The sequence below is a fragment of the Kitasatospora sp. NPDC058190 genome (assembly GCF_042883685.1).
Classification (GTDB): domain Bacteria; phylum Actinomycetota; class Actinomycetes; order Streptomycetales; family Streptomycetaceae; genus Kitasatospora.
Map to the genome: position 1 here is coordinate 19045 of NZ_JBHVVI010000031.1, position 17703 is coordinate 36747.

16 protein-coding genes and 3 tRNA genes are annotated in these 17703 nt (G+C 71.6%); 12 read left to right on the forward strand and 7 right to left on the reverse strand.

Annotated elements, in window-relative coordinates:
• The first annotated feature begins 85 nt into the window (after positions 1-85).
• The 6 genes from ACFVWU_RS16615 to ACFVWU_RS16640 all read left to right on the forward strand — a co-directional run bounded on the left by ACFVWU_RS16615 (position 86) and on the right by ACFVWU_RS16640 (position 3437).
• Positions 86-826 carry a DUF3566 domain-containing protein gene (locus ACFVWU_RS16615; RefSeq protein WP_387620831.1) on the forward strand — a complete coding sequence of 247 codons (741 nt, stop codon included), beginning with the start codon at positions 86-88 and terminating at the stop codon, positions 824-826.
• Between the two features lie 259 nt (positions 827-1085).
• Positions 1086-2420: a class I SAM-dependent methyltransferase gene (locus ACFVWU_RS16620; protein WP_387620833.1), complete on the forward strand. Its 1335-nt coding sequence runs from the start codon at positions 1086-1088 to the stop codon at positions 2418-2420.
• 55 nt (positions 2421-2475) lie between these two features.
• A tRNA-Ile gene (locus ACFVWU_RS16625) sits at positions 2476-2552 on the forward strand.
• 85 nt (positions 2553-2637) lie between these two features.
• A tRNA-Ile gene (locus ACFVWU_RS16630) sits at positions 2638-2711 on the forward strand.
• Positions 2712-3068: 357 nt separating this feature from the next.
• Complete coding sequence (locus tag ACFVWU_RS16635; RefSeq protein ID WP_014137031.1) at positions 3069-3197, forward strand: DLW-39 family protein; 129 nt, start codon at positions 3069-3071, stop codon at positions 3195-3197.
• A 167-nt stretch (positions 3198-3364) separates the two neighbouring features.
• A tRNA-Ala gene (locus ACFVWU_RS16640) sits at positions 3365-3437 on the forward strand.
• An 80-nt stretch (positions 3438-3517) separates the two neighbouring features.
• On the opposite strand, the gene ACFVWU_RS16645 is transcribed toward ACFVWU_RS16640, so the two are convergent.
• Complete coding sequence (locus ACFVWU_RS16645) at positions 3518-4219, reverse strand: DUF5324 family protein (protein WP_387620836.1); 702 nt, start codon at positions 4217-4219, stop codon at positions 3518-3520.
• Positions 4220-4482: 263 nt separating this feature from the next.
• On the opposite strand from ACFVWU_RS16645, the gene ACFVWU_RS16650 reads away from it, so the two are divergent.
• Positions 4483-5376: a rhomboid family intramembrane serine protease gene (locus ACFVWU_RS16650; protein ID WP_387620839.1), complete on the forward strand. Its 894-nt coding sequence runs from the start codon at positions 4483-4485 to the stop codon at positions 5374-5376.
• A 351-nt stretch (positions 5377-5727) separates the two neighbouring features.
• Here ACFVWU_RS16650 and crgA read toward each other — a convergent pair whose 3' ends face one another.
• Complete coding sequence (gene crgA, locus ACFVWU_RS16655; protein WP_380608889.1) at positions 5728-5976, reverse strand: cell division protein CrgA; 249 nt, start codon at positions 5974-5976, stop codon at positions 5728-5730.
• Between the two features lie 167 nt (positions 5977-6143).
• On the opposite strand from crgA, the gene ACFVWU_RS16660 reads away from it, so the two are divergent.
• The 5 genes from ACFVWU_RS16660 (at position 6144) to ACFVWU_RS16680 (ending at position 9887) form a co-directional block, all read left to right on the forward strand.
• On the forward strand, positions 6144-6905 hold the full coding sequence (locus ACFVWU_RS16660) for a DUF881 domain-containing protein (protein ID WP_387620843.1): 762 nt from the start codon (positions 6144-6146) through the stop codon (positions 6903-6905).
• A gap of 80 nt (positions 6906-6985) precedes the next feature.
• Positions 6986-7165: a hypothetical protein gene (locus tag ACFVWU_RS16665; protein ID WP_355668934.1), complete on the forward strand. Its 180-nt coding sequence runs from the start codon at positions 6986-6988 to the stop codon at positions 7163-7165.
• A 53-nt stretch (positions 7166-7218) separates the two neighbouring features.
• A complete protein-coding gene (locus ACFVWU_RS16670) occupies positions 7219-7881 on the forward strand; it encodes an aminodeoxychorismate/anthranilate synthase component II (RefSeq protein WP_387620847.1) in 663 nt (220 codons plus the stop codon).
• 5 nt (positions 7882-7886) lie between these two features.
• Positions 7887-8975: a class E sortase gene (locus tag ACFVWU_RS16675; RefSeq protein WP_387620849.1), complete on the forward strand. Its 1089-nt coding sequence runs from the start codon at positions 7887-7889 to the stop codon at positions 8973-8975.
• Between the two features lie 36 nt (positions 8976-9011).
• Positions 9012-9887: a class E sortase gene (locus ACFVWU_RS16680; protein WP_387620851.1), complete on the forward strand. Its 876-nt coding sequence runs from the start codon at positions 9012-9014 to the stop codon at positions 9885-9887.
• Positions 9888-10023: 136 nt separating this feature from the next.
• Here ACFVWU_RS16680 and pknB read toward each other — a convergent pair whose 3' ends face one another.
• From pknB to ACFVWU_RS16705, 5 genes are all read right to left on the reverse strand, one after another.
• A complete protein-coding gene (gene pknB / locus ACFVWU_RS16685) occupies positions 10024-12147 on the reverse strand; it encodes a Stk1 family PASTA domain-containing Ser/Thr kinase (protein ID WP_387620854.1) in 2124 nt (707 codons plus the stop codon).
• Between the two features lie 261 nt (positions 12148-12408).
• The gene (locus tag ACFVWU_RS16690; RefSeq protein WP_387620857.1) at positions 12409-13866 is read right to left on the reverse strand and encodes a peptidoglycan D,D-transpeptidase FtsI family protein; all 1458 of its coding nucleotides are present in this window, start codon (positions 13864-13866) and stop codon (positions 12409-12411) included.
• On the reverse strand, positions 13863-15281 hold the full coding sequence (locus tag ACFVWU_RS16695; RefSeq protein ID WP_387620943.1) for an FtsW/RodA/SpoVE family cell cycle protein: 1419 nt from the start codon (positions 15279-15281) through the stop codon (positions 13863-13865). The genes ACFVWU_RS16690 and ACFVWU_RS16695 overlap by 4 nt, the downstream gene beginning before the upstream one ends.
• Positions 15282-15402: 121 nt before the next feature.
• Complete coding sequence (locus ACFVWU_RS16700; protein ID WP_387620860.1) at positions 15403-17073, reverse strand: PP2C family protein-serine/threonine phosphatase; 1671 nt, start codon at positions 17071-17073, stop codon at positions 15403-15405.
• Between the two features lie 53 nt (positions 17074-17126).
• The gene (locus ACFVWU_RS16705) at positions 17127-17675 is read right to left on the reverse strand and encodes an FHA domain-containing protein (RefSeq protein ID WP_387620863.1); all 549 of its coding nucleotides are present in this window, start codon (positions 17673-17675) and stop codon (positions 17127-17129) included.
• Positions 17676-17703 lie beyond the last annotated feature (28 nt).

The window sequence follows — 17703 nt, forward strand, 5'->3', positions numbered from 1 at the left end:
CAGTACCGGGCAATCCCGCCGGGCGCTGGATGACGAGTGACGGACCAGGGCGGCGCCGCCCTGGTGGGAAGTGCGGGAGGACCAGGTGAGTGGAGCCACGGGTGCTGCGGGAGGACCCTCCGGCGGCCGTCCGGGCGCGCAGGGCGGGGGTTCGTACGGCGTCCCGGGACAGCCGCCGACCGAGCACTCGGCCGCGTCCACCTCGCTGATGCCGCCGGTCGGCGGAGCGGGCCAGGCCGGTGCGACCTACGGGGGCCAGACGCCGTCCGGCAGCCAGGCCCCCGGCGCGGGCGGCTTCTCGACGCCGACCACCTACACCAAGGGGCAGCCGACCCCGGCCCGGGGCACCCGGACCGGTGGCAACACCCCGGCCGGCGGCACCCCCGTCCCCGGGGCGGCGCGCCGCCCCTCCGGCGGGCCCTCGACCGGCGTCGGAACCCTCGGCCGGACCCGCAAGGCCCGGCTACGGGTGACCAAGGTCGACCCGTGGTCGGTGATGAAGGTCAGCTTCCTGCTGTCGCTGGCCGTCGGCATCATCATCATCGTGGCCGCGGCGGTGCTGTGGATGACGCTGGACTCGCTCGGCGTCTTCGACTCGCTGACCAAGACGCTCAAGGACGTCACCGGCGGCGGCGCCGAGAACACCAGCAGCCAGCTGAACCTGATGGACTACATCGGCTTCGGCAAGGTGATGATGTTCACCACGCTGATCGCCGTGGTCGACGTCGTGCTGCTGACCGCGCTGTCCACGCTCTCGGCCTTCATCTACAACGCGGCGGCCGGCTTCACCGGCGGCGTCGAGCTGACCCTGGCCGAAGAGGACTGATCCCTGGCCGAATGCTGACCATCGGTCAGTTGTCCGTCCGAGAGCGGAATGTACGGGCCCCGCAGGCTGTTGCCGCCTGCGGGGCCCGTCGGCATTCGGGTGACAGCCGGCTCCCGCGGCGCGCCACCCGGAAACGGGTCGGCCGCGGTGGGATTAGCTGGACGCCGCCCGTTCCCGCGCCTGGGAGTGCCACAGGCCGTCCCTGGTCGGTCGACCGGGTCGGGAGAGGTTCAGCAGGACGACTGGACGGAGGCGCGCGATGGCGAAGCTCGCAGGTCAACTGGTGGAGGCCCTGGAAGGGCTGTTGGGGGTCCCGGTACCACTGCGGGTCCAGGCATGGGACGGCAGCGTCGCCGGGCCGCCGGGAACGCCCACGGTGGTGCTGCGCAACCGCCGGGCGCTGCGCCGGCTGATCTGGCAGCCGGACGAGCTGGGCCTGGCCCGGGCGTACGTCTCGGGGGACTTGGACCTCGCCCCCGGCACCGACCTGTACGAGACGCTCTCCGCGGTCGCCCGCTTCGCCGAGCGGCCGGAGATCCGCACCATGACCATCGGGCCGCGCGACGTGTTCGGCGCCAGGGGTCGCAGGGTCCTCGCCGCCGCCGTGCGGGCCGGGGCGATCGGCCCGGAGCCCACCCCGCCCCCGGAGGAGGTCCGCAGGGCCCAGGGGCGGCTGCACAGCCGCGGCCGGGACCGCGCGGCCATCAGTCACCACTACGACGTCGGGAACGACTTCTACGGCCTCGTGCTGGGTTCGTCCATGGTCTACTCCTGCGCCTACTGGACGCCCGAGGCGAAGAGCCTGGAGGCGGCCCAGGAGGCCAAGCTCGACCTGATCTGCCGCAAGCTCGGCCTGCGGCCCGGGATGCGGCTGCTGGACGTCGGCTGCGGCTGGGGTTCGCTGCTGCTGCACGCGGCGAAGCACTACGGGGTCACCGCGGTCGGCGTCTCCATCTCCAAGGAGCAGGTCGCGCTGGCCCGCGCGCGGGTCGAGGAGGCCGGTCTCGCCGACCGGGTCGAGGTCCGGCTGCAGGACTACCGGGAGATCACCGACGGCCCGTTCGACGCGATCTCCAGCGTCGGCATGGCCGAGCACGTCGGTTCCGAGCAGTACCGGGTCTACGCCGAGGGCCTGTACGGGCTGCTGGTGCCCGGCGGCCGGCTGCTCAACCACCAGATCGCCCGCCGCCCGGACCACCCCGGTGAGCCGCACCGCACCAGCCCCTTCATCGACCGCTACGTCTTCCCGGACGGTGAGCTCTCCCCGGTCGGTTCCACCGTGGCCCGGCTGGAGGAGGCCGGCTTCGAGGTCCGGGACGTCGAGGCGCTGCGCGAGCACTACGCGCTGACCCTGCGCGAGTGGGTGGCCAATCTGGAGGCGCACTGGACGGAGGCGGTCCGGTTGGTCGGTCGCGGCCGCGCCCGGGTCTGGCGGCTGTACATGGCCGCCTCCGCGCTCGCCTTCGAGCAGAACCGGATCGGCGTGAACCAGGTCCTCGCCGTCCGCAGCACCGAGGAGGGCGTGGCCGCTCTGCCGCCGACCCGCGAGGAGTGGCTGGTGCGTCCGGCCGTCGAGGTCCCTGCCGCGACCTAGGCCGGAACGGATTTGGGGGATCGGCGGTCGGTCCGCTAATCTTTCAGTGCGGCAAGGGCCTATAGCTCAGACGGTTAGAGCGCTTCCCTGATAAGGAAGAGGCCACAGGTTCAAGTCCTGTTAGGCCCACCACCGCGAGAGGCCCGGAGTGATCACTCCGGGCCTCTTGTCGTTTTCGCAGATCGGGGTGGCTTCCGGTACGCTCTCTGAGCAGCGCGGGCCTATAGCTCAGACGGTTAGAGCGCTTCCCTGATAAGGAAGAGGCCACAGGTTCAAGTCCTGTTAGGCCCACCGCCACGAGGGGCCCGGAGTGATCACTCCGGGCCCCTCGTCGTTTCGCCGTGAATCCGGGGGCGTCGCGGCCGGGGTGCCGGCCGGACCGGCTCTGACGAGGGCTTCCCGGACCGGCCGCGTGCGGACGAACCGCAGGACGGGAGGTGCGGCGTCAATCCTCCAGGCGGGCCTTCGGGTTGAAGCACCGGTGGCTGGTCACGATTGGGACACTGGTGTGTATCATCGGCCGCAAGGGCAGTCTGGCACCCGGCAGCCCGTTCGCGCTCGAAACACATCTGGACTTGTCGGCCCGTTCCAGTCCGGCTGGAGCACCGGCTCCTGAGTCCACCAACGCAAGAAGGACGAGGTCCCGCGGTGAAGAAGCTCCTCCTGGTCGCCCTGGTCGCCCTCGGCGGCTTCTTTGTCTACCGTCAGGTCCAGGCGGACCGCGCCGAGCAGGACCTGTGGACCGAGGCCACCGACCCGGTTCCGGCCGGTCGCTGACCCGGACGATCTGACGATCGACGATCTTCGGAGGCGCTGATCGCGCCTCCCGAAACCGGTCGGCCCGGTCCTACGACCGGACCGGCCGGTTCCTTCGAGGGGACGGCGCTCGGAATCGCGTCGGAACCCGGTACGCTAGTGCCCGTTGGCACGCGCCGTGCCGTCGAGGGGCATTAGCTCAGTTGGTAGAGCGCTGCCTTTGCAAGGCAGATGTCAGGAGTTCGAGTCTCCTATGCTCCACAGCGCCTGAACGGCGGCTGACCTGTTCTCCGGGTCAGCCGCCGTTCTGTCGTTCCGGGCCGTCTTCCCCGGACCGTTCGCTAGGACTGCGGGCGGTCGTCCTCGGTGGGGTCCGCGGACTCGGCCGCGTCGTCGGGGGCGGCGCCGTTCATCGGGGCGGTGGCGCCGCCCGGCCGGGGCGCCTCCCGGGCCGGGGGTTCGACCAGCCACTCCGGGTTGCTGTGCCGGCGCCACCACTGCCAGGCGACGATGCCGCCGCCGATCGCCAGCACGCCCGCCACCGCGAGGCCGGTGGACCAGCCGCCGCGGCACCGCGCCCGCTTCGCGTTCCGGGCGGCGAGTTCGCTGATCTCGGCCGCGCTCACGTGGCCCTGGAGGGCGGTCAGCGCGGCGGCGCCGCGGGCCTGGGCCTCGTGGGCGACCGGGGAGACCGCGGCGCGGGCGTCCTCGACGGCCTGGGCGACCCTGGGGCCCACCGTGGCGCGGGCCTGGTCGGCGGCGCGGGTGGCGGAGAGGCGGGCCGCCAGCGCGGCCTCCTGGGCCCGGTGGAGGGCCTTCAGGGCGTTCTCCTGGGCCTCGGGCGGCAGGCTGGCGAAGGCCTGGCCGAACTGTGGGGCGAGGTGCCTGTCGTACTGGACGCGGAGATTGTGGGCGGCCTGGGAGGCCTTCGGCCCGAGCGCGTCCAAGGCGGGCCCGAGGCGTTGCTTGGCGCCGTCCGCGAAGTGCGAGGCGGTGTCCCGGGTCCTGGTGGCCGTCTCACGGGCCGAATCCGAAAAGCTCACGAGTCTCTCCTCCTGGGCGGCATCCTTTATGCACGTATCCACCTGAATGCTGATCATGCATCCGGATTTGTCCACCGGCACTCCGGGGTGGGCCGGGCGAGGGCCCCTGTGTGCGGGCCGGGGGAGAAGCGGCAGGGGAGAAACGGGTTCCCGTGGGGAGTGGGGTGCCGGGGCGGGCGCGGGTGCGGGAAGGCACCGGGGGCGGGGGGTGCCGCAGTACGCTGGCGGCTCCGGTGGTCGGGTACGGGAAGGGGAGAGCGCTGATGCTCCCGGACGAGCCGCGGCAGTCGACGGAGCCTTCTCCGGAGGGTGGGCCGCCCGGTTGCTACCGGCATCCGCAGACCGCCACCGGGATCTCCTGCACCCGCTGCGAGCGGCCGATCTGCCCCCGGTGCATGGTGGCCGCCTCGGTGGGTTTCCAGTGCCCGGAGTGCGTCGGTGGCGGGCACACCGGGGCGCGGCGGGCGACCACCCGGTTCGGCGGCGCACTGACCGTCGACGGCGGGCTGGTCACCCGGGTGCTGGTCGGGATCAACCTGGTGGTCTGGCTGCTGGCCGCCTACGTGCTCAGGCCGCGGCTGGGTGAGGTCTGGTCACTGGTCAGCGCCGGGCGGGACGTTCTCGGCGGTCCGTACGGCATCGCCGACGGTCCGGCCCAGTGGTACCGGCTGCTGACCGCCACCTTCCTGCACCTGGAGTGGTGGCACATCGGGCTGAACATGCTGGTGCTGCTCTGGCTCGGCCCGCCGCTGGAGGAGGCGCTCGGCCGGCTGCGCTTCCTGGCCCTCTACCTGCTCGCGGGCCTCGGCGGCAGCACCTTCGCCTTCCTGGTGGCCGGCGACTGGATGAACTCGCTGGGGGCCTCCGGGGCGGTCTTCGGCCTGATCGGCGCCACGATCGTGATGCAGCTGCGGAACCGGGGCCCGCTCGCCCCGGCGGTGGCCTTCCTGGTCTTCAACCTGGTGGTCACCTTCTCCCGCCCGGGCATCGACTGGCGCGCGCACCTCGGCGGCCTGGCCCTGGGCGCACTGACGGCTTTGGGCCTGATGTACGCCCCCCGCGAGCGCCGCAACCTGGTCCAGGCGCTGACGGTGGCCGGGGCGGTGGCAGTGGAGGCGGCGATGTTGCTGACCGGGATGGCCCTCTACGGCGCGTGACGCCCTGGACGTTTGTCCACAGCGGGTGGGGGGTTGTGCACAGGTTGTGCGCCGGTCCGCCTGTGGACTGCTGTTCTACGCGTGTTCCCCTGTGCGGTTCTCCCGTTTCCGAGCGGTTGTGCACAGCTGTGGACAGTCCCGGTCGGAAAAGTTATCCACAGGCTGTGGGGACTTTTCCCCAGTGTGGATAACCATGTGGATAAGCCCGACTGTCAGATGGTGGGACTGCATGATGGCGGGATGGCCGACGGGGCTTCGGCCCGTGTCCGGGCACGCCTGACCGCCGCTCCGGGACCCGCGATCCGAAGCGGCGGAAACGGCTCGAATTCGAGCCTCAGGACGAGCGGAGCGTCACTTCCACTGGGTGGAGACGCCGAACCCCGCCGCGATGAAGCCAAAGCCGACCAGGATGTTCCAGTTCCGCCAGCTCTCGACCGGGTAGCTGCCGCTGGTCACGTAGTACGTGACGATCCAGACCAGGCCGATCAGGAACAGTGCCAGCATCAGCGGCGCGACCCAACCGCGGCCCGAGCTGATCTTCACCACAGCCGTCGTCGGCGGGGTGTAGTCGGACTTCTTGCGGAGTCGAGACTTCGGCACGAGGAGCTCTCCTGTCGATGCGCTGTGAGACCGCGCAGGGGTGCAGCGGGTGAGACGCCGACGACGGGACGTGGAGAACGCTCTGGGACCGCTCCCCGACCTGCCACCGGCGTCCGTTAGCGTAGTGGCTCGGCGGGTCTCAAGGAGATAAGGGTACGGTGACTAATTTGTCGATTCCCCCTGGGAAGGCCGGTACCCGCCGATCCGGCATCCGAATTGTCGGCCGTGCCCTGACCTGCGCCGTGTTCGCGCTCGCCGGTCTGCTCTTCTACATCAGCGCACAGACCGCCCGCGGCACCGACCTGCGGACCGACAACTCGCTGCTGAGCCTCGGCGACGTGATCCGCCAGCGCAGCTCCCAGAACCAGCAGGCGCAGGCCCAGCTGGCCGACCTCCAGTCCCGGGCGCAGCAGCTCACCGAGCAGCAGGGCAACGACCCCGCCGACGCGGCCCGGCTGGACGGCCTGCGGCTCGGCGCGGCCCTGGAACCGCTGCAGGGCGGTGGTCTGAGCGTCACCCTGAACGACGCCCCGCCGAACGCCACCGCGCGCATCCCCGGCGTGCCCGAGCCCGGCGTCAACGACCTGGTCATCCACCAGCAGGACATCCAGGCCGTGGTCAACGCGCTGTGGCGGGGCGGCGCCGAGGGCGTGCAGGTGATGGACCAGCGGCTGATCTCCACCAGCGCGGTGCGCTGCGTGGGCAACACCCTGCTGCTCCAGGGCCGGGTCTACTCCCCGCCGTACGTGGTCAAGGCGGTGGGCAGGACGGACGCCCTGCGGGCGGCCGTCGAGGCCGACCCGACCATCCGCAACTACCTGCAGTACGTCCAGGCGTACGGCCTGGGCTGGAAGGTCCAGGAGAGCGGCGACCTGACCCTGCCCGGCTACTCCGGTACCACCGAACTCCGGTCGGCGGGCGGACAGTAGCGGCTGAGTGGCGGACCGGCCTCGCGGCTGTGGATCTCGGGTCTACTCTTGACCCCAGTCCGCTACGTCGAGGGAGCACCATGTACGGCTTCATCTGGCGTCACCTCCCGGGGAACACCCTGGTCAAGGCCGTCATTTCGCTGCTCCTGATTCTGGGGATCGTCTACCTTCTCTTCACCTACGTCTTCCCGTGGGCGGAACCGCTGCTCCCCTTCGGTGACGTCACAGTGGACGGCGGCGACGGAGCCGCGGCCGGCTGACCGGAGGGCCCGGCAGTTCCCCCCAGCACCGCACCCACGGAGACCACGCGCGAATGACCACCCAGCCGACCCCACCCCGCATCCTGGTCGTGGACAACTACGACAGCTTCGTCTTCAACCTGGTCCAGTACCTGTACCAGCTCGGCGCCACCTGCGAGGTGGTGCGCAACGACGAGGTGACCGTCGAGCACGCCGTCCGCCGGACGGGTGAGGAGGGCTTCGACGGGGTGCTGCTCTCCCCCGGGCCCGGGGCGCCCGAGGAGGCCGGGGTCTGCATCGAGATGGTGCACCACTGCGCCGGGATCGGGCTGCCGGTGTTCGGCGTCTGCCTGGGCCTGCAGTCGATCGCGGTGGCGTACGGCGCGGTGGTCGGCCGGGCGCCGGAGCTGCTGCACGGCAAGACCTCGCTGGTCGAGCACGAGGACGGCGGGGTGTTCGAGGGCCTGCCCTCGCCGCTGACCGCGACCCGCTACCACTCGCTGGCCGTCGACCCGGCCACCGTGCCGGCCGAGCTGATCGTCACCGCGCGCACCGGGAGCGGCGTGATCATGGGCCTGCGGCACCGTGAACTGCCCGTCGAGGGCGTGCAGTTCCACCCCGAGTCGGTGCTGACCGAGGGCGGGCACCGGATGCTCGCCAACTGGCTGGCGGAGTGCGGCGACCCGCACGCCGTGGACCGGTCGGCCGGGCTCGCCCCGGTGATCGGCCGGGGCTGAGCGGCGTGACCGCGGTGCGCCCGGAGGGGCGTTACCAGCCCGAGGCCGGCCCCTACGGCGGCGCGCAGCAACAGTACGCCGGCGCGCCGTACGACGGCGGCCGGGCCGACGGGCCGTACCCGCAGCAGCACCCGGTCCAGGGCGTGCCCGAGGACGCCTGGGGCGTGTACGAGCAGGCCGAGGAGCCCGCCGCGGGCGGGCCCGAGTACCCGTGGCTGCCTGACCAGACCCTCCAGCTGCGCCTGCCCGCCGACGACGGCGAGCCGGCCGCGGAGCCCGCCCCGTCGACCGGCGGTCGGGCCGAGCGCCGACGGGCCGCCCGGGGCCGGACCTCGGTCCGCGCGGGCGGCGGGCGGCGCCGGGCGAAGGGCCGGGCGGCCGGCCGGACGCGCCCCAAGGAGTCCGCGGCCGTGGTGGGCGCCCGGTTCGTCGGCGAGCTGTGCATCACGCTCGGCGTGGTGATGCTGCTGTTCGTCGCGTACCAGCTCTGGTGGACCAACGTGCAGGCCGACGAGGCCGCCAGCAGCGCCCGCGACCAGCTGGAGCAGCAGTTCGACGCCCAACCGCCCGCCCAGCCGGGCCAGCCGGCGCCGGACCCGAACAAGCCGGAGGCGTTCGCGCCCGGCAAGGGCTTCGCCATCATCTACCTGCCCAAGCTGGGGCTGAAGTTCCCGATCGCCGAGGGGACCGACAAGTCGGCGGTGCTCGACAAGGGCCTGGTCGGCCACTACACCAACACCGGGATGCCCGGCGACAAGGCGAGCAACTTCGCGCTGGCCGCCCACCGCAACACCCACGGCGAGCCCTTCCGGTACATCAACCAGCTGGGCAAGGGTGACAAGGTCGTGGTGGAGACCGCCACCGCCTACTACACCTACGAGATCACCGGCGGCATCCCGCAGACCTCCCCCAGCAACGTGAGCGTGATCAAGCCGGTGCCGGTCGGCTCCGGGTACACCGGCCCCGGCCGCTACATCACGCTGACCACCTGTACGCCGGAGTTCACCTCCAAGTTCCGGCTCATCCTGTTTGGCAAGATGATCGAGGAACGGCCGCGCAGCCAAGGCAAGCCGGCCGCGATCACGGGCGGATAGCCGCCCGGAGGCCCGTTCGGAGGGGGAGCACCGCAGATGCAGGACGACGGGACCGCACAGTCGGCAGGGCCGGCCCAGGAGGCCTTTCCCCCGCCCGGGGGCGACGCCGCGCCCGACGGCGCGGGCGGGGCGCGGCGCGGGCGCAGCCGGGCGCTGGCCGCGCTCGGCGTCTTCGGCGAGCTGCTGATCACCCTGGGCCTGGTGCTCGCCCTGTTCGTCGCCTACTCGCTGTGGTGGACCAACGTGCAGGCGGACCGCTCCGCGGCGGACGCCTCCGACAAGCTGCGCAACTCCTGGGCCGCGGGCCCGACCGCCGGCCCCTCGGCCGCGCCCGGCGCCACCCCAGCGCCTGGCGCCACGCCAGCGCCCGGCGCCACCTCGCCGGCGCCCGGCGGGGGCCCGGCGGCGCCGCCGCCCGCGATCGGGGACGACGTCGGCTTCCTGCACGTCCCGGCGATGGGCAAGGACTTCCAGGTGCTGATCCGGATGGGCACCTCCACCGGGGTCCTGGACGAGGGCGTGGCGGGTGTCTACGAGCAGCCCTACAAGGCCGCGATGCCCTGGGACGAGGAGGGCAACTTCGCGCTGGCCGCCCACCGGGACGGCCACGGCGCCAAGTTCCACGACCTGGACGCCGTCCACAAGGGCGCCGCGATCGTGGTCGAGACCAAGGACAAGTGGTACGTCTACAAGGTCGACAGCACCCTGCCGGAGACCTCCAAGTACGACACCGGCATCATCGCGCCCGTCCCGGTCGGCTCCGGGTACACCGGCCCCGGCCGCTACATCACCCTGACCACCTGCACGCCGGTGTACACCTCGCGGTACCGGATGGCGGTCTGGGGGAGCCTGGTGCGGGTGGACGACATGGACGCCAAGCGCACCCCGCCGCCCGAGCTGCGGCACTCCTGAGGGCCCGTCAGGGTCGTCCGAGGCCTCCTCAGGCTTCCTCCCCGGCAACGCCCGAGGGCCCGTCGCGATCACCGCGACGGGCCCTCGGGCGTTGCTGCTCGGGACGGTCGAGCCTCAGAACCAGGGGAACCAGGGCTTAGTTGTTGCCCCCTTTGGGGTTGGGGGGTGTGGCGAAGGGGTCGCCCCCTTTGGGCGGGTCCGCCGGCTTGGTGAACAGCTGGACCTGGGTGTTCGGGTCGAGCTGGGTGCCGGCCCCCGGGTTGCTCATCTGGACGATCGCGTTCGGGTCCTGCGGGCCGACCACCGTGTAGCCCAGGCCGGCCTTCTGCAGCGCGGCGATGGCGTCCGACAGCTTGGCGTTCTGCAGCGGCGGGACGGTGGCCTTGTCCGGCGCCTTGTAGACGGTCAGCGAGATCTTCGTACCGGTCGGGGCCTTGGTGTTCGGCGCCACCGACTGGGAGGCCACGGTGTTGACCTTGGTGGGGTCGGTGGTCGGCGTGGTCTTGGAGGAGTCGACCTGGAAGCCGAGGTTCTGCAGCTGGTTCTGCGCGTCGTCCTTCTGCGCGCCGACCACGTTCGGGACGTTCACCTTGGTCTTGCCCTGCGAGACCGTCAGCTTGATCGGGGCGCTCGGGTCGGCGGTGTTGCTCGCCGCCGGGTCCTGGGCGGTGACGTTGTCCTGCGGAGCGGTGTCGTCGTCCTTGTACTCGGTGGTGACGTTGGTGAAGCCGGCGTCGGCGAGCGCCTTGGTGGCCTGGTCCTTGGTCTTGCCGACCACGTTCGGCACCTGGGCCTTGGCCGGGCCGGAGGAGATCTGCACCGTGATGGCGGTGTTCTCGGCGACCTGGCCGCCCGCCGCCGGGTTCTGGGTGCAGACCTGGTCCTTCTTGACGTTGGTGTCCGGGCAGGCGATCTTGTCGCCCTCGGTCACCTGGAGCTTGGCCCCCGCGGCGGTCTTCGCGTCGGCCAGGCTCTTGCCGACCAGGTTCGGCACGGACACCTTCGCGGTGTCCTTGGTGCCCTTGTCGCTGAACATCGCCTGGGCCACGAAGAAGGTGCCGACCAGGACCAGGACGGCGGCCACCGCCAGCACGATCCAGGAGGTGTTGCTCTTCTTCGGCCGGTCCTCGCCGCGCCGACCGCGGCCGCCCTCGCCGTAGCCGTCGTCGTAGCCGTCGTGGCCGCCGCCCGGGGCACCGGCGTAGGTCTGGCCGTAGCCGTCGTCCTGGTAGCCGCCCTGGCCGTAGCCGGCCTGCGCGGAGGCCTGCGGCAGCACGGTGGTCGGGCCGCCGCCGGGCTGCTGCGGCAGCACGTTGGTCTGGCCGTACGGGTCGTGCTGCTGCGGGTAGCCGTTCTGGTCGTAGCCGTACCCGGCGCCGCCCATGCCGTAGGCGGCGGCCTGCTGGGCGGCGGCGACCGGGAGGCCGTCGAGGAAGCGCTCGATGTCGTCGCGCATCTCGTCGGCGCTCTGGTAGCGGTAGTCGCGGTCCTTGGCGAGCGCCTTCAGCACGATCGCGTCGATCTCGGGGCGCACCTCGGGGTCGAAGACGGACGGCGGCTGCGCCTCCTCCCGGACGTGCTGGTAGGCCACCGCGACCGGGGAGTCGCCGACGAACGGCGGGCGCACGGTCAGCAGCTCGTAGAGCAGGCAGCCGGTGGAGTACAGGTCGGAGCGGGCGTCGACCTGCTCGCCCTTGGCCTGCTCGGGGGAGAGGTACTGGGCGGTGCCGATGACGGCCGAGGTCTGGGTCATGGTCATCCCGGCGTCACCCATCGCACGGGCGATGCCGAAGTCCATCACCTTGACGTTGCCCTGCCGGGTCAGCATCACGTTGGCCGGCTTGATGTCGCGGTGCACGATGCCGGCCCGGTGCGAGTACTCCAGGGCCTGGAGGATGCCGATGGTCATCTCCAGCGCCCGCTCGGGCAGCAGCCGGCGGCCGGAGTGCAGCAGCTCGCGCAGCGTCGACCCCTCGACGTACTCCATCACGATGTACGGGATGGAGATGCCGTCGATGTAGTCCTCGCCGGTGTCGTACACGGCGACGATCGCGGGGTGGTTCAGGGACGCCGCCGACTGTGCCTCGCGACGGAAGCGGGCCTGGAACGACGGATCCCGGGCCATGTCGGCCCGGAGCGTCTTCACTGCGACGGAACGGCCGAGCCGGGTGTCATGGGCGAGGTACACCTCGGCCATGCCGCCGCGCCCGAGGACGCCGCCGAGCTCGTACCTGCCGCCTAGGCGGCGAGGCTCTTCCATAGTTCCGACCCTCTCCCTCACCCGCCGGTGAGGTTGTGACGTAGGTGTCCCCGCACGCTCTGGGTGACGCCGCGCGCGCCGCGACCGGTTCTCCGGCCGGGCCGTGCGTCGCCTCGCGGGCGGCAACGGGCACACCCGCTGCTGGCGGATACGCTACCGGTCGCACCCCACCGGACCGGAGTCAGCCGTCGGCCGATATCAGACCGGTATCCGGACCGGGGTGCCGATCGTGACATTCGCCTCACCGTCGGCCGCGCTCCCCTACTTGCCGAGCGCGGCCTGCATCACCGCCTTGGCGATCGGGGCCGCGAGGCGGCCGCCGCTGATGCCGTCGCGGTTGTTGGAGCCGTCCTCGACCACGACCGCGACGGCGACCGACTGGCCGTCCGGGGTCTTGGCCCAGGAGGTGAACCAGGCGAACGGCAGCCCGGCGTTGTCCTCGCCGTGCTGCGCGGTGCCGGTCTTGCCGCCGACCTGCAGGCCGGGGATCTTGGCGTTGGTGCCGGTGCCGTTCTCGACCACCGAGACCATCAGGTCCTGCATCTTCTGCGCGGTGGCCGGGCTCATCGCCTGGGAGAACTGCTTCTCGGTGTGCTTGGAGATGGTGGTCAGCGAGGCCGAGCGCTCCTGGTCGACCAGGTACGGCTGCATCAGGCTGCCGTTGTTGGCGATCGCGGCGGAGACCATGGCCATCTGCAGCGGGGTGGCCCGGGTGTCGTGCTGGCCTATCGAGTCCTGGGCGGTGCCGTCCAGGCTGGGGCTGTCCGGGAAGATGCTCTTCTCGGAGCGGATCGGGGTGTCCACCGTGCTGTTGAAGCCGAACTTCTCGGCCTGCGCCCGCATCTTGTCCTTGCCGAGGTCCGCGCCCATCTTGGCGTAGACCGTGTTGCAGGACTGGTCCATCCCGGACTTGAGCGTGGCGTTCTCGCAGCGCTCGTTGGGGCTCTCGTTCTTCAGCACGGTCTGGGTGCCGGGCAGGACGTACGGGTCCGGGGTCTGCGTGACGTCGTTGATGTTCTGGTACAGGCCGTTCTCGAACGCCGCGGTCGCGGTGACCAGCTTGAAGGTCGAGCCGGGCGGATAGGTCTCCCGCAGCGCCCGGTTCAGCATCGGCTTGTTCGGGTCCGCGAGGAGGTCCTGCCAGGACTTGGTGTCGCCGCTGTCGCCGCCGGCGAAGGTGCTCGGGTCGTACGAGGGGGTGGAGACCAGGGCCAGGATCGCGCCGGTCTTCGGGTCGAGCGCGACCACCGCGCCCTTCTTGTCGCCGAGGCCGTCGAAGGCGGCCTTCTGGACCTTGGCGTTGATGGTCGTGACGACGTCGCCGCCGCGCTTCTGCTCGCCGGTCATCATGTCCAGCGTGTTGCGGAAGAACAGCCGGTCGTCGGTGCCGGAGAGGATGCCGTCCTCCAGGCTCTCCAGCTGGGTGGAGCCGTAGGCCTGCGAGGAGTAGCCGGTCACCGGCGCGTACATCGGGCCGTCGACCCAGGAGCGCTTGTACTTGTAGCGCAGGCCGTTCACGAAGTCGGACTTCGTCACCGGCTGGCCGCTGACGATGATGTTGCCGCGCGGGTGGGCGTAGCGGTCGTACAGCTGGCGCTTGTTGTTCTTGTCGGACGCCAGGGAGTCGGCCTGGACTCCCTGCACCCAGTTGGTGCGCGCCATCAGGGCCAGGATCAGCACGAGGCAGAAGATCGAGACCCGGCGGATCGGTTTGTTCATCGGACGGGTCCTCCCTGGCCCTCGGTGGCCGGGGCCGGTTCGACCCCGGGTCGGCGGGCGCTGTCGCTGATCTTCAGCAGGATCGCGACCAGCGCCCAGTTGGCGACCACGGACGAACCGCCCTGGGCGAGGAACGGCATGGTCATACCGGTCAGCGGGATCAGCCCGGTGACCCCGCCGGCCACGACGAAGACCTGCAGCGCCATCGCCGAGGCGAGACCGACGGCGAACAGCTTGCCGAACGGGTCGCGGGCGGCGAGGGCGGTGCGCAGGCCGCGCTGCACCAGCAGGGCGTACAGCAGGAAGATCGCCATCAGGCCGGTGAGCCCGAGCTCCTCGCCGAAGGAGCCCAGGATGAAGTCGCTCTTCGCGGCGAAGTTGATCAGCCAGGAGCGGCCCTGGCCCAGGCCCGAGCCGGTCACCCCGCCGGAGCCGAGCGCCATCAGCGACTGGCCGATCTGCTCGGTCGAGCCCTTGGGCGGGTTCGCGGAGAACGCGGCCATCGGGTCGAGCCAGGCGTCGATGCGGACCTTCACGTGGCTGGTGGTCGTGGCGACGGCGACCGCGCCGCCGATCGACATCAGCAGGCCGAACAGGATCCAGCTGGTCCGCTCGGTGGCGACGTAGAGCATCACCACGAACAGGCCGAAGAACAGGAAGGACGTGCCGAGGTCGTTCTCGAAGACCAGGATCAGCAGGCTGAGCAGCCAGATCACGATGATCGGGCCGAGGTCGCGGCCGCGCGGCAGGTACAGGCCCATGAAGCGGCGGCTGGCCAGTGCCAGGGCGTCCCGCTTGACCATCAGGTAGCCGGCGAAGAACACGGTCAGGATGATCTTGGCGAACTCGCCGGGCTGGATGGAGAAGCCGCCCATCCGGATCCAGATCTTGGCGCCGAAGTCCTCCGCCCGGGCCGGGAAGAAGGCCGGCGCGGCGAGCAGGACCAGCGCCACCACCATCGAGATGTACGTGTAGCGCTGGAGCACCCGGTGGTCCTTCAGCAGGACCATCACGCCGATGAACAGGGCGACCCCGAGCGCGGACCAGACCAGCTGGTTCCTCGCCGCCGGGAAGTTGCCGCTGAGCAGCCTGCCCGCCTTGTCCAGCCGCCAGATCATCACCACGCCCAGCCCGTTCAGCAGGGTGGCGATCGGCAGCATCAGCGGGTCCGCGTACGGCGCGAAGCGGCGCACCAGCAGGTGCGCGACCAGCGCCAGTGAGCCCATCCCGAGGCCGTAGCCGAGCATGCCGGCCGGCAGCCGGGAGTCCATCGCCAGCCCCACGTTGGCGTACGCCAGGATCGGCAGCAGGACCGCGAAGACCAGCAGCGCGAGCTCGGTGTTGCGCCGGTTCGGCGCGCCCTGGAGCGAGATGGTGGTGTTGCCCCGGCGCCGGGGCACGGCCCGCTGGGCCACCGCCCGGCGCCGACGGCCGGCGCGGCCGGTCTCGCCGCTCAGGTGGTAGCTGCTCACGTGGTGACCGCTCCCTGACGGCCGGCAAGCCCGCTCCGGGCGGACCTATGTCGGGTCACGGACGTCACTGCTTCGGGCAGGATTCGGCCCGGCTGCGGTCATCGTCGCTCAGCTGGGGCTGCTGGGCCTGCTCGCTCGGGGCGGCGGTCGCCGGCGGGGTGGCGTTCTGCGTCGGGGCGGAGGTGCTCGGCGCGGTCGGGGTCGGCGTGGTGGTCGGAGCCGCCGCGGCCGGGCCGCGCGGGGTCTTCTCCTTCTCGCCCGGGACGGGGGTGGCGGCCACGAACGAGGCCTTGCTGGCCTGGGTCGGTGCGGCGCCCTGCTGGGCCGCTCCCGGCTGGGCGCCCTGCGGGGCCGTTCCGGTGGGGGCGCCGGCGACCTTCTGGCACAGCTGGGCCCAGTTCACGAGGTCGGTCATCGTCTTCTCGGCGTCCTTCAGGTTGCCGACCGAGATGGTCTTGTTCACCTGGGCGCGCTGGTCCTGCGGCAGCCACTTCAGCGGGGCGTCGCTGTGCGACTCGTGCACCGAGGACAGGCTCAGACCGGCCAGGTTCTGGTTGATGCCCTGGTAGATGGCGACGTGGTCGCCGTCCTCGCCGATGTAGTACTGGTCCTGGGTCCACTGGTAGCCGAAGTACCCGGCGCCGCCGAGCAGGCCGAGGGTGACCAGGACGGCCAGCGAGACGGTCAGGCCCCGGCGCTTGCGCTTGGGGGGTTGCTCCTCGTCGAAGTCCTCGGTGCCGTACACCGAGGGCTCGGCGGAGGGGTAGCCGTAGCCGGCCTCGCCCTCGTAGCCTTCGGCGGGGCCGAAGCCGCCCTGCGCGGCGCCGTAGCCGTCCTCGTAGCCTTCGGCCGGGCCGAAGGCGCCCTGCGGTCCGCGACCCAGGCCGGCGGCGCGGCCGGCCGGGGTGTCCGCGATCGAGCGGTCGGCGGCGGCCGAGGACGGCGGGGTGTCGGCGACCGCGCCGACCACCACCGGGACGTCGTTGAACTGGCCGCTCATGGTGTCCGTGGCGCCGACGTCGATGACGTCCGCCACGATGCAGGTGATGTTGTCCGGACCGCCGCCGCGCAGCGCGAGCTGGATCAGCTCCTGCACGGTCTGCTCGGGCGAGTAGAAGCTGCCGAGGGTGTCCTGGAGGGTCTGGTGGCTGACCGGGCCGGAGAGGCCGTCGGAGCAGATCAGGTAGCGGTCGCCGGCCCGGACCTCGCGGATCGACAGGTCGGGCTCGACCTGGCCGCGGCCGTCCAGGGCCCGCATCAGCAGCGAGCGCTGGGGGTGGGTCTCGGCCTCCTCGGGCGTGATCCGGCCCTCGTCGACCAGGCGCTGCACCCAGGTGTGGTCCTGGGTGATCTGCACCAGCGAGCCGTCGCGCAGCAGGTAGGCGCGGGAGTCGCCGACGTGCACCAGGCCCATCCGCTGGCCGGTCCACAGCATGGCGGTCAGGGTGCAGCCCATGCCCTCCAGCTGCGGGTCCTCCTCGACCATCTGCCGGAGCCGGTCGTTGGCGCCCTGGACGGCGTCGCCCAGAAGGGTCAGCAGGTCGGCGCCCGGCACGTCCTCGTCCAGCCGGACGATCGAGCCGAGCACCTCGGAGGACGCGACCTCGCCGGCCGCGGCGCCGCCCATGCCGTCGGCCACGGCCAGCAGCCGCGGCCCGGCGTAGCCGGAGTCCTCGTTCCCCTCCCGGATCAGTCCCTTGTGGGAGCCGGCGGCGAAGCGCAGCACCAGGGTCATGCGACCTGTGCCCCCCTCTGGGTCTTGGACGGGATGCTTGCCCTCATGCGCTACTACTTCCGCAGTTCGATGACGGTCCTGCCGATACGGATCGGCATGCCCGGCTGGAGCGGGGTGGGCGCGGTCAGGCGCTGCCGGTCCAGATAGGTGCCGTTGGTGGAGCCTAGATCCTCGACCGTCCACTGCCCAGTCTGATCCGGATAGATCCTGGCATGCCGGGAGGACGCGTAGTCGTCGTCCAGCACGATGGTGGAGTCGTGCGCGCGGCCCAGCGTGATGGTCTGGCCCTGCAGCGCCACGGTGGTTCCGGCCAGCGAGCCCTGCACCACGACGAGCTGGGTCGGGGCGCCGCGACGGCGGCCGCCACCCTGGGTCTGGCCCGCGGCGGACCCGGTGGACCCGCCGGCGGCGGGCGTCGGACGTCCGGAGGCCGCGGTGGTCGCGGTACCGCCCGGTGCGGCGTTGGCGCCGCGGCGGGAGGGGCGGGGGTTCACCTTGGTGCCGAACAGGTCGCTGCGGATCACCTGGATCGCGACGATGACGAACAGCCACAGTACGGCGAGGAAACCCAGCCGCATGACCGTCAGGGTCAGTTCTGACATGGCCGTCCCGCCAGTCGGTGAGCGAGGC